Genomic DNA, 12,950 nt, shown 5'->3' with positions numbered 1-12,950 from the left:
CCCTTTATCCGCAAGAGCAGGAGCAGCTAACGATGATTACCGACCGCAAGCAAGTGACCGAGATGATCTTGTCCGCCAAGGTTAGCAAGGGCCTGAAGTGGTGCGACGTGGCCCAGGCTATCGGCCTCAGCAAGGAGTGGACCACCGCCGGCTGCCTTGGCCAGATGACCTTCAACAAACAGCAGGCTGAGGTACTGGGGGAGATCTTCTGCCTCTCTGACGAGGCGGTGGCCTGGCTGCAGGTGGTGCCCTACAAGGGCTCGCTGCCCTCCGAGGTGCCTAGCGACCCACTGATTTACCGCTGGTATGAGGTGGTCAGCGTCTATGGGACCACCATCAAGGAGTTGATCCACGAGGAATTCGGTGACGGCATCATGAGCGCCATCGACTTCTCCATGGATATCCAGCGTGAGGAGAACCCCAGCGGCGATCGGGTCAACGTGGTGCTCTCGGGAAAGTTCCTGCCCTACAAGAGCTACTGACACTGCCGCCATAATAGGACGTCCCCTCCGGCCCCTTCGGCCGGGGGGCTGTGTCGTTTCGGGAGGTGGCCGATGGAGAGTACCGTATCACGACGGGAGGGGGGCTCGGCGTCTGAGGCGGGCGCAGAGCATGCCACCTCCTACTGGCGGACCCAGGAGATGCTGCTGTTGCAGCAGGTAATGGCGCTGGCGGGGCGTGAGCTCGACCCCGGCCCGGCGCTGCAGGAGATGTTGCATCTCCTGTCGGAGCTGCTGGGCCTCAATCGGGGGAGGATCGTGCTGCTTGACGAGACAGCTAAGAGCGGACAGATCCGCTACGCCTACGGGCTGACCGCCGAGGAGATGGCGCGTGGGCGCTATGCTCTGAACGAGGGGATAACCGGACGGGTGCTGGCCAGCGGCCAGCTGGTGATCTCCCAGAATATCGACAATGATCCTCATTTCCTGGGGCGCATGGTCGAGCGCAGGCGGCTGCCGGAGGGGCCAGTTTCATTCATCGCCCAGCCCATCCGTGTGGCCCAGCGCACCCTGGGGGTGCTGGCCTGTCATCGCATTCGTCACCGGCCGCGACCACTTGCCGATGATCTCCAGATCCTCAAGCTGCTGGCGGCCCATGCCGGCCAGCTGCTGCAGCTGCATGCCCAGATGCGCGAGCGCACCGAGTCCCTCCAGCAGCAGAACCGCCTGCTGTCGCGGGCACTGGACGCCAGCGCCAGCCGCTATGGCATCGTGGGCAACTCACCTCGATTGGTGCAGGCGGTGGCCGAGCTCGAGCAGGTCTCGGACTCCACCGCCAGCGTACTGCTGCTCGGTGAGTCGGGCACTGGTAAGGAACTCTTCGCCCGGGCGCTGCACCTGGCCAGCCCTCGTCGGGAGGCCCCCTTCGTCAAGGTTAACTGCGCGGCAATTCCCGAGACCCTGTTCGAGTCGGAGCTGTTCGGCTACGAGAAGGGGGCCTTCACCGGTGCCCAGTCGCTGCGCCAAGGCTCCTTCGAGCAGGCCGATGGGGGAACCCTCTTCCTGGACGAGATCGGCGAGCTCCCGCTCGCCATGCAAACCAAGCTGCTGCGCGCCCTGCAGGAGGGGTGCATCTCGCGACTGGGGGGCAAGTGCGAGGTACGTATCGATGTGCGGCTGGTGGCCGCTACTAACCGCAATCTCGAGGCGGAGATAGCCCGGGGGGCCTTCCGCCAGGATCTCTATTACCGGCTCAATGTGATTCCTATCCGGCTGCCCTCCCTGGCCGAGCGAAGCGGCGACATTCCGGCGCTGGCGCTGCATCACCTCAACCAGGTCAACCAGGCCAACCAGCGCAATGTTCACCTTACGGCCGGCGCCATCGAGCGGCTCCAGCGTTATCCCTGGCCAGGCAATATCCGGGAGCTGGGTAACGTGATCGAGCGCATGGTGCTGCTCTGTGAGCATCCGGCGGTGGACGCGGCGGAAGTCGAGCGCTTCCTGCCGGACTCTTCCCGTGAGGAGCCATCGATCTCCGGTACCCCGACAACCCCAGAGCCCTCCGTGTCGGCTGTGGCCGATGTGCGCCCTTATGTGCCAGCGGCCTCCCATAGCCCCCAGGAGCTCCACCGTGCCCTGCAGCGGGCGGGAGGCAACAAGACCCGAGCCGCCCAGTTGCTCGGCCTGACACCCCGTCAGTTCGGCTACCGGTGGGACAAGCTAGGACTTTCGGGTTAGACAGGCGGTGAAACGACAGCGCCCCCGCCGGTTTCCCGGCGGGGGCGCTCTGCCTTGCAGTGGTGGATCCAGGCGCGACTGGCTCAGGCGCGGCGGACCCTTACCGGCAGGCCCTGGCGCACGCTGGCGCCGCTGATGGGCTCGAGCCAGGTGCCGTCCACGTTGCGGGTCGGGTCCCGGAAGCCCAGGTCGTTGATGTTGATGCCGGCGCGCAGCCAGGGCATGTCCGGCTGGGACTCGCCGTCGATCACATGCGGCGTGGCGCCGAGATCGCGGTGGCCGTAGCCGTGCTCGATGCCCAGCGACCCCGGCATCACGCTCTCGCTGACCAGCGCCAGGCCCACCACGCTGCCGCCGGGGCTCTCGATGCGGATGGTGTCGCCGTGGGAAATGCCGTAGCGCTCGGCATCCTGGCGATGCATCTGCACCGGGTTGTAGGGCTTGATCATGCGCAGCCGCTCGTTGCCGATGGCGTAGGAGTTCATCAGGTTGGACTTGAACGAGAAGGCGAGCAGCGCGGCAGGCTGTGGCCGGGCACGCCGCGGTTGGGCTTGCCGCTCATGGTGTCGATGCTGGTGCCCACCACCTCGTTGTAGACGCACAGGGTCCGACGCCAGGCGTTGGTCAGCCGCTCGCCCCGGAAGTGGTCGCTGGCGTCCTGGAAGCGTCCGCCGCGGGCGTAGAGGTAGGCCACCCGACCGCGCTCCTCTTCCTTGAGGGTGCGCTCGAGGCGCGGCAGCAGCGGGGCCAGCCCGGCGTGGGCGATGTCGCTCTCGTCGGCCTCGGGCAGCGGCTCGTCCATGTAGGCGATGTTGGCCGCGGCGCGCAGGTAGTAGTCCTCGGCGCGGTTGAGCGGGTGGAGGTGGCCGTCGGCATCCGGGATCGCCTCGTCGCCGAAGCCGGCGAGGCCCAGGCGCTTGGCCACGGCGATGAAGAAGCTGTCCTGGCACACCGGCTCGCCCTCGGCGGTCTTCTGCTGACGCGGTTCCACCACCGGCCAGCAGGCGGTGGTCAGGCGGCCCAGCGCCCCCTTCCAGGCGCCGGTGAAGCCCCACACCTCGTACATCACCGAGTCGGGCACGATGTAGTCGGCGTAGCGGTTGGTCTCGTTGATGAAGCCGTCCACGGCCACGAAGAGCCCCAGGCGCTTCGGGTCCTTGAGCTTGTCGGCGATCATCGCCTCGAGCCCGGCCTGGCCGTAGATGGGGTTGGCCATGCAGCCGATCAGCGCCTTGATCGGGTAGGGGTAGCCGTCCAGCGCCGAGGGCAGGTGCTCGGTGAGGGTGGGCGGGGCGAAGGAGCGCCACGGCGCCTTGGCCGGGTAGGGGTTCTCGCCGGCCTCGACCTTGCGGCGGTACTCCGAGGAGCGCTCGTAGGGGAAGCGCGAACGGGAGAGGAAGACCCCCTGGGGACCGCGCTTGCCGGGGAAGTCCACCAGGTCGTAGCGGGGGCCCTGGCTGAAGCCGTTGAACTGGCCGCCGCCCACGGCGCTGCCGCCCTTCATGTTGTAGTTGCCGGCCAGCAGGTTGAGCATCTGCACGGCGAAGGCGGCGTAGAAGCCGTTGCCGGACATCATGCCGCCGTGGCAGTTGACCACAGCGCGGCGGCCGTGGCTGGCGTATCGGCTGGCCAGGTCGACGATGGTGGCCTCGGGGATGCCGCAGTGCTCGGCGTAGGTGGCCAGCTCAAACTCGTTGGCCGATTCGCGCAGCAGGGTGATGCTGCTCTTCACGCGCACGGCGCTCCCGTCGGCGAGGTCTACCTCGCGGTCCACGAAGAGCTCGGCGGCCATCGCCTCCTCGCCGTGAATGAGCTCGCCGTCGACCACCACCAGGGGGGCATCGGCGTCGCTTCCGGCCTCGGCCAGGCCCAGGTCGCTGGCCATCAGGAAGTGGCCGCGGCGGGGGTGGTCCTGGGTGTCGATCACCAGGTGGGTGGCGTTGGAGTGGGTGGCCTCGCCGGCGGCGTCCGCGGCAGCCTTGCCGGGCAGCTCGAGGAACGCCCGGGCATAGCCCTCGTTGTCCAGCAGCCACTGGATGATGGCCATGGCGAAGGCGCTGTCGGTGCCGGGGCGGATCGGCACCCAGCGGTTGTGGTCGGCGGCGTGGGAGGCGGCGGCGTTCAGCGCCGGGTCCACCACCACGTACTCCAGGGTGCCCTCGGCGCGCGCCTTGGCGATCAGCCGGCCCTGGCGCTTGAAGGGGTTGCCCGCCTGGCTCGGCGCGGTGCCGATGTACATGATGAAACTGGCGTTCTGGATGTCCGGCTTGACGTGGGCGTTGGCGCCCAGGTCGTTCATCACCGCCCCGGAGCCCATGCGGAAGGCCAGGCCGCAGTAGGAGCCGTGGTGGCCGTAGTTGCGGGTGGCGAAGCCGTTCAGCGTGAAGCGCTTGAGCAGCTCGGAGCGGCCGTAGTCGGTGGCCTCCATCACCATCAGCTGATTGGCCTTCGGGCCGTACTCCGGGTTCTCCGGGTCGATCAGGGTGTCGTGGTCGTGGATGGCGCGCAGGCCGTCCACGTGGCCCTCGCCGAACAGGTCGCCGCCCTCGCAGATCTCCTCGATCAGCTGCTCGAAGGAGATCTTCTGCCACTGGCGCTCGCCGCGCTCGCCCACCCGCTTGAGGCAGTGGTCGATGCGGAAGGGGCTCTCCAGCTGGCTCATCATGGCGTTGCCGCGGGCGCAGGCGGTGGAGCGGTTGACCTGGCCCTGGCCGCCGTAGGCGCTGACGTGGCGCAGCGCCTCGGCCACCGGGGTGCGCATGGGCAGGTGGTCGTCGGCGGAGAGCGGGTGGTAGGGGTTGCCGGAGACGCGCAGCACCCGGTCGCTCTCGTTGTCGACGCGTACCCTCACGCCGCACTGGGTGGTGCAGCCGTAGCAGATGGTGAAGGCGGTGCGCTGGTCCGGGTTGAGGGTGAGCTCGCCGCTGTCGAGGTCGACCCGGTACTCCGGCGCCAGGGAGTTGCCGTGGATCGGGTGCTTCGGCGTCTCGCCGGCGCTGCCGGTCACGCCCTTGGCCATCTTGGCCAGGGGGTCGGAGTAGCCGGCAACGAAGGTGGCGGCACCGCCGGCGGCGACGGCACCCTTCATGAAGCGGCGGCGTGAGGTGTCGACGGGGGACTTAGCCATGGCGGGGGGCTCCTTCCATGTTATGAGCAGCGCGTTGGGCGTCGGACTGTGCGTTGCTGTCTGAGCTGTCCGAGAGCGAGACGTCGGCGGCGCTGCCGCCCTGGCGCGCCTGGCGCCAGGGGATCAGCAGGTCGATCACCAGAGCCGCGGCAAGCCACAGGCCGAAGGTGCCGACGATGCCGAGGATGCCGGAGGAGCCGGCGGGGATGCCGTAGTGGTGGAAGCCGGCGCTGTTGCGGGCCACGTGCTGCACGTCCATCAGCACTACCCAGCGGAACATCCAGCCCATGTGGATGGCCACCAGGCCCAGCACCCAGGCCCAGGCGAAGAGGGCCGGGCGGCGGGCGGCGGGGCGGGTGAGCAGGGTGAGCACGGCGCCGAACAGGGCCACCCCGGTCAGGCCACCCCAGAGGGCAGTGCTGCGCCAGGAGGGGCTTGCGCGCACCGAGTCGAGCGCCGCGGCCACCGAGCCGACGTTGGCGTTGATGCCGTCCAGGAACCAGCTGCCGGCGACCAGGCCCGCCACCAGACAGGCGCCCAGCAGCACCCTGAGCATCTGGCCGATGGTGGCCTGGTCACGCAGGCCGCTGACCCGGTTGAGCACCAGGGTCAGGCCGGCGGCGGCGATAAAGCCGGTGGCGACCAGCATCGGCGGCAGCCAGACGGTGTTCCACAGCGGGCGCGCCTTGACCACGGCAAGCTCGGCGCCGGTATAGAGCATGATGCCGGTGGAGAGGGCCAGGGTGCCCAGGCCCACCAGCACCAGCGCCGCGCGCGGGGTAGGGGCGGCACCGAACGCCAGCAGGCGGGCGGCGAGGCCGGCCAGGCCGGGCGCCTGGCGGTTGGCCTGCAGCGCCGGGCGCCAGGCCAGCCAGGCGAGCAGCAGCACGCCCACCACGTAGAGCGGCAGCAGCAGGCTGCCGATGGACATCCAGGAGCTCGAGGTGGCGTAGGCGTAGAAGTGCCAGAAGCGCAGCGGCTGGTGCAGGTCGGCGAGCAGCGCCACCGGGGCCACCAGGGTGGTGGTCAGGCAGGCCAGCATGGCCAGGCGCGCGGTGGGTAGCCAGCGCTGCTTGCCGAACACCAGCGCCGGGGCCGCCAGCCACAGGGTGGCGTAGGAGAGCGCGATCAAAAAGAAGTACTGCACCGCCCAGGGGTACCAGGCGATGGCGTAGCGGGGCGCGAGCAGCTCAATGGCCATGGAATTCATAACCCATCTCCTTGCCGTGGGGGTCGAGGACTTCCAGGGCCACCGGCTCGGCGAGCGGGCGCGTGATGAAGCGCTCGTCCATGCCGAGGTAGAAGACCTGGGGCAGGGTGTTCTTTTCAGGCTGCAGCACCATCAGCGCGTCGCGGTGATCATTGATCATGCGGCTGATCTTGCTTTCCGGGTCGCGCATGTCGCCGATGATCCGTGCGCCGCCCACACAGCTCTCCACGCAGGCCGGCAGCAGGCCGGCTTCCAGGCGGTGGGCGCAGAAGGTGCACTTGTCGGCGGTCTGGGTCCGGTCGTTGATGAAGCGGGCGTCGTAGGGGCAGGCGTTGACGCAGTAGGCGCAGCCCACGCAGCGGTCGCTGTCCACCACCACGATGCCGTCCTGCTGCTGGTAGGTCGCCTGGACCGGGCAGACCGGCACGCAGGGCGGGTTCTCGCAGTGGTTGCACAGGCGCGGCAGCATGAAGGTGGCAAGCTCGCCGCTCTCCTGATGCTCCACCTCGTACTGGGAGACGGTGGTGCGGAACTTGCCCAGGGGGGCGTCATTCTCGATATGGCACGACACGGTGCAGGCCTGGCAGCCGATGCACTGGCGCAGGTCGATGAGCATGCCGTAACGCTTGGTGGGGTCGCCTTCTCGGCGGGGCGGCTGGCTGTTGATGCCGGCGCTGGCAACGCTCGAGAGCGGTATCAGGGCGGCACCCGCGCTGAGGCGAGCGAGCTGGCCGAGAAGGGAGCGGCGAAGGTGGTCCATGGCGCCTCCGGTGGCCTGGGTGCCGCGGGGGATCGCCCCGCGGCGGGATAAGAGGGTGACACCGGAAAGCCTACCTGCGACCAAGGTCGAGGGGCTTGATATGCATCAAGAGATCATTAGCATGCTCTTAATGCTGGCGTAATGTTGGCGCAAGTGGCTGGCAGGCAAGGGAAAGCAGGGAAGAAAAAGCGAGGCGGAAAAAGAGCAGAAAGTGTTCCTGAGGCTCGCAACGCATCACGCCCCGCCGGTGACCCGGCAGGGCGTGATAGGAGATGGGGGTGCGGCGGCGTCAGTGGGCCGTCGGCTCCGGGTCGATGGTGCGGTAGAGAATCTGCAGCTCCTCGACGGAGAGATGCTCCAGACGGCCGGAGAGCAGATCGCTGACCTTCTGGGCCGGCAGGCCGGCACGGCGGGCGATCTCTCGGCAGCCGAGGTCGGAGACGGCGATCAGCCGAGTCACGATGCGCATGAGGCGTGTACGTTTTTCCAGGTCCCTGACGTCGAGGTCAGGGCTACTTCGCGGGGGGTCGAGTTGGTCCGCGGCTTGGGTGTGACGTGCAGTACTCATGATGCTCCAGTGGGCGATTGCGACAAGCACACTATGGGGTCTCTTCGGCGATTTTGCCAGTGTCGATTCGATGATGCTTTGGTGGCAGGACGAAGACGCCGCGTGAGGCAAAGGGCGGGGACCGGGCAGGCCCCCGCGATGGTGCCGGAGGTGGCGCTAGAAGAGCAGGTTGGGCAGCCACAGGGCGATGCCCGGGAAGGCCACGATCAGCGCCAGGCCGAGGATCTGCAGGCCCACGAAGGGGAGGGCGGAGCGGTAGATGTCGACGATGGTGATCGACTTCGGCGCCACCGACCGCATGTAGAAGAGGTTGTAGCCGAAGGGGGGCGTCAGGTAGGCGGACTGCATGCTGAGGATGAACAGCACCGCGAACCAGGTGGTGTCGAAGCCGAGCTCGCGCACGATGGGGACATAGAGCGGCACGGTGATGAAGAGGATCGCGAAGTCGTCCAGGAACATGCCCAGCAGGAAGAAGCTGAGCAGCATGAAGAGGATCACGGTGTAGGGCGACAGCGAGAAGTCGTAGATCAGGTCGCTGATCACCATACCGGCGCCCAGGCCCATGTAGATGCGGCTGAAGAAGACCGCGGCGATGGCGATCCAGATCAGCATGCCGGTGATCCTGGTGGTGCTGAGCATCACGTAGCGCAGCAGCTTCCAGTCGAGCCGGCCGCGCAGGGCGGTGAGCACCAGGGCACCGGCGGCGCCGACGGCGGAGGCCTCGGAGGGGGAGGTCACCCCACCGATGATGCAGCCGAGCACCGTGACCACCAGCAGCCCGGGGGCCACGACGTGGCGCAGGGACTGCAGCTTTTCTCGTGTCGTGAAGCGCTCCTCGGGGGGCGTGGCGGGGCCCAGCGCCGGGTTGAGCCGGCAGCGGATGAGCACGTAGGCCATGTAGATGCCGGCCAGCATCAGCCCGGGCATCAGGCCCGCGGCGAACAGCTTGCCCACCGACTCCCGGGCCAGGAAGGCGTAGACGATCATCAGCACGCTGGGCGGAATCAGGAAGCCCAGGGCGCCGCCGGCCATGATGGTGCCGGTGACCAGGCGCTTGTGGTAGCCGCGCTTGAGCATGGCGGGCAGGGCGATGATGCCGAGGCTCACCGTGGCGGCGCCGGAGACGCCGGCCATGGCGGCGATCAGCGCGCAGATCAGCACCGTGCCCACGCCGAGGCCGCCGGGGATGCCGCCCATCCACTTGTGGATCATCTCGAAGAGGTCGTCGGTGATGCCCGACCTCTCGAGCACCAGGCCCATGAAGATGAACAGCGGCAGGGAGACCAGCAGGAAGTTGTCCATGGCGCTGTAGGCGGAGGCCAGCAGCAGGTCCAGGCCGCCGGGACCGAACATGAGGTAGGCGCTGCCCATGCCGGAGATCATCAGCGCCAGAGCCAGGGGGGCCCCCATCGCCATGAGCACCAGCATGGAGAAGAACATGATGGCGGTAATTGTCAGGGGCTCGAGTTCAGCCATAGGAACGCTCTTGTCATGAAGTGTCCTCGGGGCCGAGCACGCAGCCGCCCCGGGCGCAGGGTCAGGGGTTGCTGTCGTCGAGGTCGTCGCGGGGGTCGTCGTAGGTGACGCCGGCCAGGCGCAGCACGCCGCGTACCAGCTCGGCCAGGCACTGCAGCATCAGCAGCCCCACGGCGAGCGGGATGGTGGCCTTGATCGGCCAGAGCGGCGGGCGCCAGACGCTGCGGTTGGAGAACTCGCCGATGCGCCAGGCGTGCCAGGCGAAGTCCACCGCCATGCGGAAGACCACGGCCAGCACCACCAGCGCGAGCACGAAGATCACCACGTCGCAGAAGGCCTGGCCCCGGGGCGGCAGCAGCCGGTAGACGACATCGCTGCGGACGTGGCCCTGGTGGCGGAGGGTGTAGCTGCCGGCGAGGATGCTCAGCGCGCCGAAGAACATGGTGGAGAGCTCGTGCCCCCACACGGTGGGGGCGTTGAGCAGGTAGCGTGCCACCACCTCGAACAGCAGCACGCCGATGATCCCCAGCGTCAGCCAGGAGACGACCCTCCCGACCCAGTCGGAAAGGCCATCCTGCACCCTCAGATAGCGGGTGACATTACTCACTGATCCGTCCCTGTTCGATGGCGTTGTTGATCAGGATCTCCACGGCGCGGGCGTTGCGCTCGGACTTCTCCGCCTCGGCTTCCCAGATGGGCAGGGCGGCCTCGGCCAGGCGGCGGGAATCCTCTTCCGGCAGCTCGGCGACCTCGAAGAGCTCGCCCGCCTCGATCACGGCGCGGTTGCCCTCTTCCAGCCACTGATGAACGTCGAGCAGGTACTGGTCGAGCGCCTCGGTCAGGATCGTCTGCTGCTCCTCGCTCATGCGCTCCCAGGTGCGCGGGTTGATCAGCGCGTTCTCGGTCCAGCCCGGGTTGAGCAGGTTGATGTCGGTGTAGTGCTTGGCCACCTCGTGCAGCTTGAGCTGCTCGTACTCCACCGGGCCGCCATAGACGGCGCCGTCGATCACGCCGGTGGAGAGCGCCACGTAGAGCTCCTGGCCGGGCAGGAAGACGGTGGGGACATCGAACTGTTCCAGCACGGTGGCGATGGAGCTGGTGGCGCGGATGCGCATGGAGCGCAGGTCATCGAGGCTGGTGACCGGTTCGCGGGTGAGCAGGCCATAGTCGCTGCCGAAGCCGCGGCCGATCAGCTTGACCCCCTGCTCCTCGTAGGCCTCGGCGATCAGCTCGTCCAGCCCCTGGTTGGCGAAGATGTCGCGGGCCTCGTCGGCGGAGACCCAGGCGCCCGGCAGGCCGCCCTCGATGGTGCCGATGCCCACGCGGCCCGGCCAGTAGCTGCCGACGCCGTGGGCGATGTCGATGGTGCCGCGGGCCACGGCATCCACGAACTGGTCGCTGTCGACCAGCTCGCCGCCGCGGAAGAACTGCAGGCGGATGGAGCCGTCGCTGGCCTCCTGCAGCCGGTCGCGCAGGTCGGCGGCGATAGAGTCCACCTCGGTGCCGTAGAAGGTGTGCATGCGCAGACGGATGTTGTCGGCGTAGGCCAGCTGGCTGGCGATCAGGGATGCCGCGATCGAGGTGGTCAGGGTGCCTTTGATCAGGGTGGAGAGCTTCATGGAGGCCTCTTGGTGGTCGGTTCTTCGGATTGTTCGTTGTCTGCTTGTTCGCTGTCGGGCGGCGAGTCCGAGCCTTGATGCCGATTGTGCATCGGTGATTCGAGTTAAGCATAAGATAAAAATACAGACCATAGAAATTTTCTCATTATTTCTATATTTAGCGTCGGTATTTTTACCCTGCTAACACTCTTCGGAAGGGCGCCGCGGCCTTGTCGCAGCGGCTTCCGTTCACCTCAGGCACGGAAGGCACGCTAGCAGCATCGACAAGGCCGGCCTATGGACCAATGCCGCGTCGAAATGGACCAATCGGGCCACGGCGGCTGCCCGTGGTGCCTTGACGGACGCCTGGCGGGGTGTTGAGGGGAATGGAGGACGGCCATGGAACTTTGGTCGAGCCGCGGGGGTGGGGCAGAAGGGGGCACTGGCGTGGCAGAGGGGCGGCAGGGCGTCAGCCCCCCAGGCAGCGCGTCAGCACGTGGCGAAGGCGCACCGCTTCGCTGGCCAGGGTGTTGCCGGAGAGCATGCCGATGCCGAGGATCAGGCCGCTGCGCGGGTCGTCGGGCGCGCAGGCCGGGCTCAGCGGGCGGGTGATGAGGTGGGACTGCAGCAGTCGGCTGGCGACGCGCCGGTCATCCACCTCCGGCGCGAACTGCACGCAGAGGCTGATGGAGTGGCTGGGCGGGGAGACGTGGAGCACCCCGGGCACCTGCACCAGCTGGTCGTGCATCACCTGCTGGCGGGCCAGGTAGTCGCGCTGGATGCGGCGGTACCAGGCGTCCAGCTCCCCCTCGGCGATGAACTGGGCCAGGGCGGCCTGGTCCAGCAGGCGCCCCTCGCGGAACACCTCGCTGCGCAGCTGGTTGAGCGGCGCCACCAGCGCCCGGGGGGCCACCAGGTAGCCCAGGCGCAGGCCGGGGAACATCAGCTTGGAGAAGGAACCCACCAGCAGGTGACGGGGCGAGCGGCCGTCGAACATCAAGTTGGCGCCATCCTCGCCGGTGAACTCGTAGTCATCCTCCAGCACGAAATCGGGCGCGAGGCGCGCGCAGAGCGCCTGCCGGTGCGCCCGGGAGGTGGGCACGCTGAGCGGGTAGTGGTGCGAGCCGGTGAAGTAGGCCAGCCGCACCGGGGCCTTCGCCTCCCCGGGGGCGTGGCCCGCCTCCGGGGACCAGGCGAGCTGGTCGACCCTGGCGCCCACGGCGGTGAAGACGTTGCGCGCGCCCCAGTAGCAGGGGGACTCCATCAGCACCCGGTCGCCCACGTCGGTCAGCGCCAGGGCGCAGAGCTCGATGCCGTTGTGGGTGCCCTCGGTGATGATGATCTGGTCGGTCTCGCACTCCAGGCGGCGCCAGCGCCACAGGAAGTCGCGGATGGCGCGCTTGAGCGGGCCGTAGCCGCCGCCTGAGTAGGAGAGCAGCAGGGCGTTGCGCGGCACGGTGACGCTGGCATAGAGCTCGCGCCACTTGGCCATGGGGAACTGGGTGATGTCCGGGATGCCGGGCATGAAGGCGCCGCTCTGGATGGCGCTGGCGCTGGGGGCGTCCAGGATGGCGGCGGCCCGGGCCGAGAGGCGCGGGGCGGCGTCGGCCGGCGTCGGGTCCGGCGTGACCGGGCGGCGAGTCCAGGTGCCCTGGCCCTGCCCGGTGAAGATGAGCCCCTCCTCCCCCAGTCGCCGCATGGCCTGGGCCAGGGTGTCGCGGGCGACCCTGAGCTCCTGGCAGAGCAGCCGGTGGGAGGGCATCCGGCTGCCGTCGGGCCAGTCGTGCAGGATCGTCAGGCGCAGGGCCTGCTCGATGCGTACGCCCTTGCCCAGGCGTTCGGGCTGCTGGCTGACGCGGGCGAGAAGCGGGGCGAGGGAGACCTGGGGCGGCATGGCGGTGGCAACGGGTGGCGCGGGGTGTGGCGATTATCCCCTGCGGGTGAGGATTGGTCCACCTGGCTGGGGAAGTGGTCCATAGGTGGCGGGGCGCCTTGCTGCTAGCGTGCTTCCCCATACCGACAAGAGGAGACCCC

General features: G+C 68.2%; 11 protein-coding genes. 2 read left to right on the top strand and 9 right to left on the bottom strand.

What is annotated here, in order from left to right; translation table 11 throughout:
• Window positions 1–32 precede the first annotated feature (32 nt).
• Window positions 33–482 carry a cyanase gene (cynS, locus tag D1793_RS06585; RefSeq protein ID WP_119021449.1) on the top strand — a complete coding sequence of 150 codons (450 nt, stop codon included), beginning with the start codon at window positions 33–35 and terminating at the stop codon, window positions 480–482.
• Between the two features lie 72 nt (window positions 483–554).
• A complete protein-coding gene (locus D1793_RS06580) occupies window positions 555–2,177 on the top strand; it encodes a sigma 54-interacting transcriptional regulator (protein ID WP_205527639.1) in 1,623 nt (540 codons plus the stop codon).
• Window positions 2,178–2,260: 83 nt separating this feature from the next.
• On the opposite strand, the gene D1793_RS19810 is transcribed toward D1793_RS06580, so the two are convergent.
• The 9 genes from D1793_RS19810 to D1793_RS06540 all read right to left on the bottom strand — a co-directional run bounded on the left by D1793_RS19810 (window position 2,261) and on the right by D1793_RS06540 (window position 12,810).
• Window positions 2,261–2,662 carry a molybdopterin dinucleotide binding domain-containing protein gene (locus tag D1793_RS19810; RefSeq protein ID WP_240407792.1) on the bottom strand — a complete coding sequence of 134 codons (402 nt, stop codon included), beginning with the start codon at window positions 2,660–2,662 and terminating at the stop codon, window positions 2,261–2,263.
• Window positions 2,662–5,304: a molybdopterin-dependent oxidoreductase gene (locus D1793_RS06575; RefSeq protein WP_240407791.1), complete on the bottom strand. Its 2,643-nt coding sequence runs from the start codon at window positions 5,302–5,304 to the stop codon at window positions 2,662–2,664. Before D1793_RS06575 ends, D1793_RS19810 begins: the two co-directional genes overlap by 1 nt.
• On the bottom strand, window positions 5,297–6,514 hold the full coding sequence (gene nrfD / locus D1793_RS06570) for an NrfD/PsrC family molybdoenzyme membrane anchor subunit (protein ID WP_119021448.1): 1,218 nt from the start codon (window positions 6,512–6,514) through the stop codon (window positions 5,297–5,299). The genes D1793_RS06575 and nrfD overlap by 8 nt, the downstream gene beginning before the upstream one ends.
• Window positions 6,495–7,274, bottom strand: coding sequence for a sulfate reduction electron transfer complex DsrMKJOP subunit DsrO (gene dsrO / locus D1793_RS06565; RefSeq protein ID WP_119021447.1), 780 nt, complete (start codon window positions 7,272–7,274; stop codon window positions 6,495–6,497). Before dsrO ends, nrfD begins: the two co-directional genes overlap by 20 nt.
• Window positions 7,275–7,563: 289 nt before the next feature.
• Window positions 7,564–7,842: an XRE family transcriptional regulator gene (locus D1793_RS20015; protein ID WP_119021446.1), complete on the bottom strand. Its 279-nt coding sequence runs from the start codon at window positions 7,840–7,842 to the stop codon at window positions 7,564–7,566.
• 156 nt (window positions 7,843–7,998) lie between these two features.
• Window positions 7,999–9,318, bottom strand: coding sequence for a TRAP transporter large permease subunit (locus D1793_RS06555; protein WP_119021445.1), 1,320 nt, complete (start codon window positions 9,316–9,318; stop codon window positions 7,999–8,001).
• Window positions 9,319–9,379: 61 nt separating this feature from the next.
• Window positions 9,380–9,925, bottom strand: coding sequence for a TRAP transporter small permease subunit (locus tag D1793_RS06550; protein WP_119021444.1), 546 nt, complete (start codon window positions 9,923–9,925; stop codon window positions 9,380–9,382).
• Entirely contained in the window at window positions 9,918–10,937 is a 1,020-nt protein-coding gene (gene dctP / locus D1793_RS06545; RefSeq protein WP_119021443.1) for a TRAP transporter substrate-binding protein DctP, read from the bottom strand. The genes D1793_RS06550 and dctP overlap by 8 nt, the downstream gene beginning before the upstream one ends.
• Before the next feature lie 448 nt (window positions 10,938–11,385).
• On the bottom strand, window positions 11,386–12,810 hold the full coding sequence (locus D1793_RS06540) for a PLP-dependent aminotransferase family protein (protein ID WP_119021442.1): 1,425 nt from the start codon (window positions 12,808–12,810) through the stop codon (window positions 11,386–11,388).
• Window positions 12,811–12,950: the final 140 nt, after the last annotated feature.

The organism is Halomonas sp. JS92-SW72 (genome assembly GCF_003547075.1).
GTDB lineage: Bacteria > Pseudomonadota > Gammaproteobacteria > Pseudomonadales > Halomonadaceae > Halomonas > Halomonas alkalicola.
Note: the sequence above shows the minus strand (reverse complement) of the source record. Positions and strands in the feature narration are given on the sequence as shown.

Coding starts and splice junctions, on each gene's coding strand:
- cynS (WP_119021449.1), top strand. CDS start 33: ATGATTACCGACCGCAAGCAAGTGACCGAGATGATCTTGTCCGCCAAG.
- D1793_RS06580 (WP_205527639.1), top strand. CDS start 555: ATGGAGAGTACCGTATCACGACGGGAGGGGGGCTCGGCGTCTGAGGCG.
- D1793_RS19810 (WP_240407792.1), bottom strand. CDS start 2,662: ATGAACTCCTACGCCATCGGCAACGAGCGGCTGCGCATGATCAAGCCC.
- D1793_RS06575 (WP_240407791.1), bottom strand. CDS start 5,304: ATGGCTAAGTCCCCCGTCGACACCTCACGCCGCCGCTTCATGAAGGGT.
- nrfD (WP_119021448.1), bottom strand. CDS start 6,514: ATGAATTCCATGGCCATTGAGCTGCTCGCGCCCCGCTACGCCATCGCC.
- dsrO (WP_119021447.1), bottom strand. CDS start 7,274: ATGGACCACCTTCGCCGCTCCCTTCTCGGCCAGCTCGCTCGCCTCAGC.
- D1793_RS20015 (WP_119021446.1), bottom strand. CDS start 7,842: ATGAGTACTGCACGTCACACCCAAGCCGCGGACCAACTCGACCCCCCG.
- D1793_RS06555 (WP_119021445.1), bottom strand. CDS start 9,318: ATGGCTGAACTCGAGCCCCTGACAATTACCGCCATCATGTTCTTCTCC.
- dctP (WP_119021443.1), bottom strand. CDS start 10,937: ATGAAGCTCTCCACCCTGATCAAAGGCACCCTGACCACCTCGATCGCG.
- D1793_RS06540 (WP_119021442.1), bottom strand. CDS start 12,810: ATGCCGCCCCAGGTCTCCCTCGCCCCGCTTCTCGCCCGCGTCAGCCAG.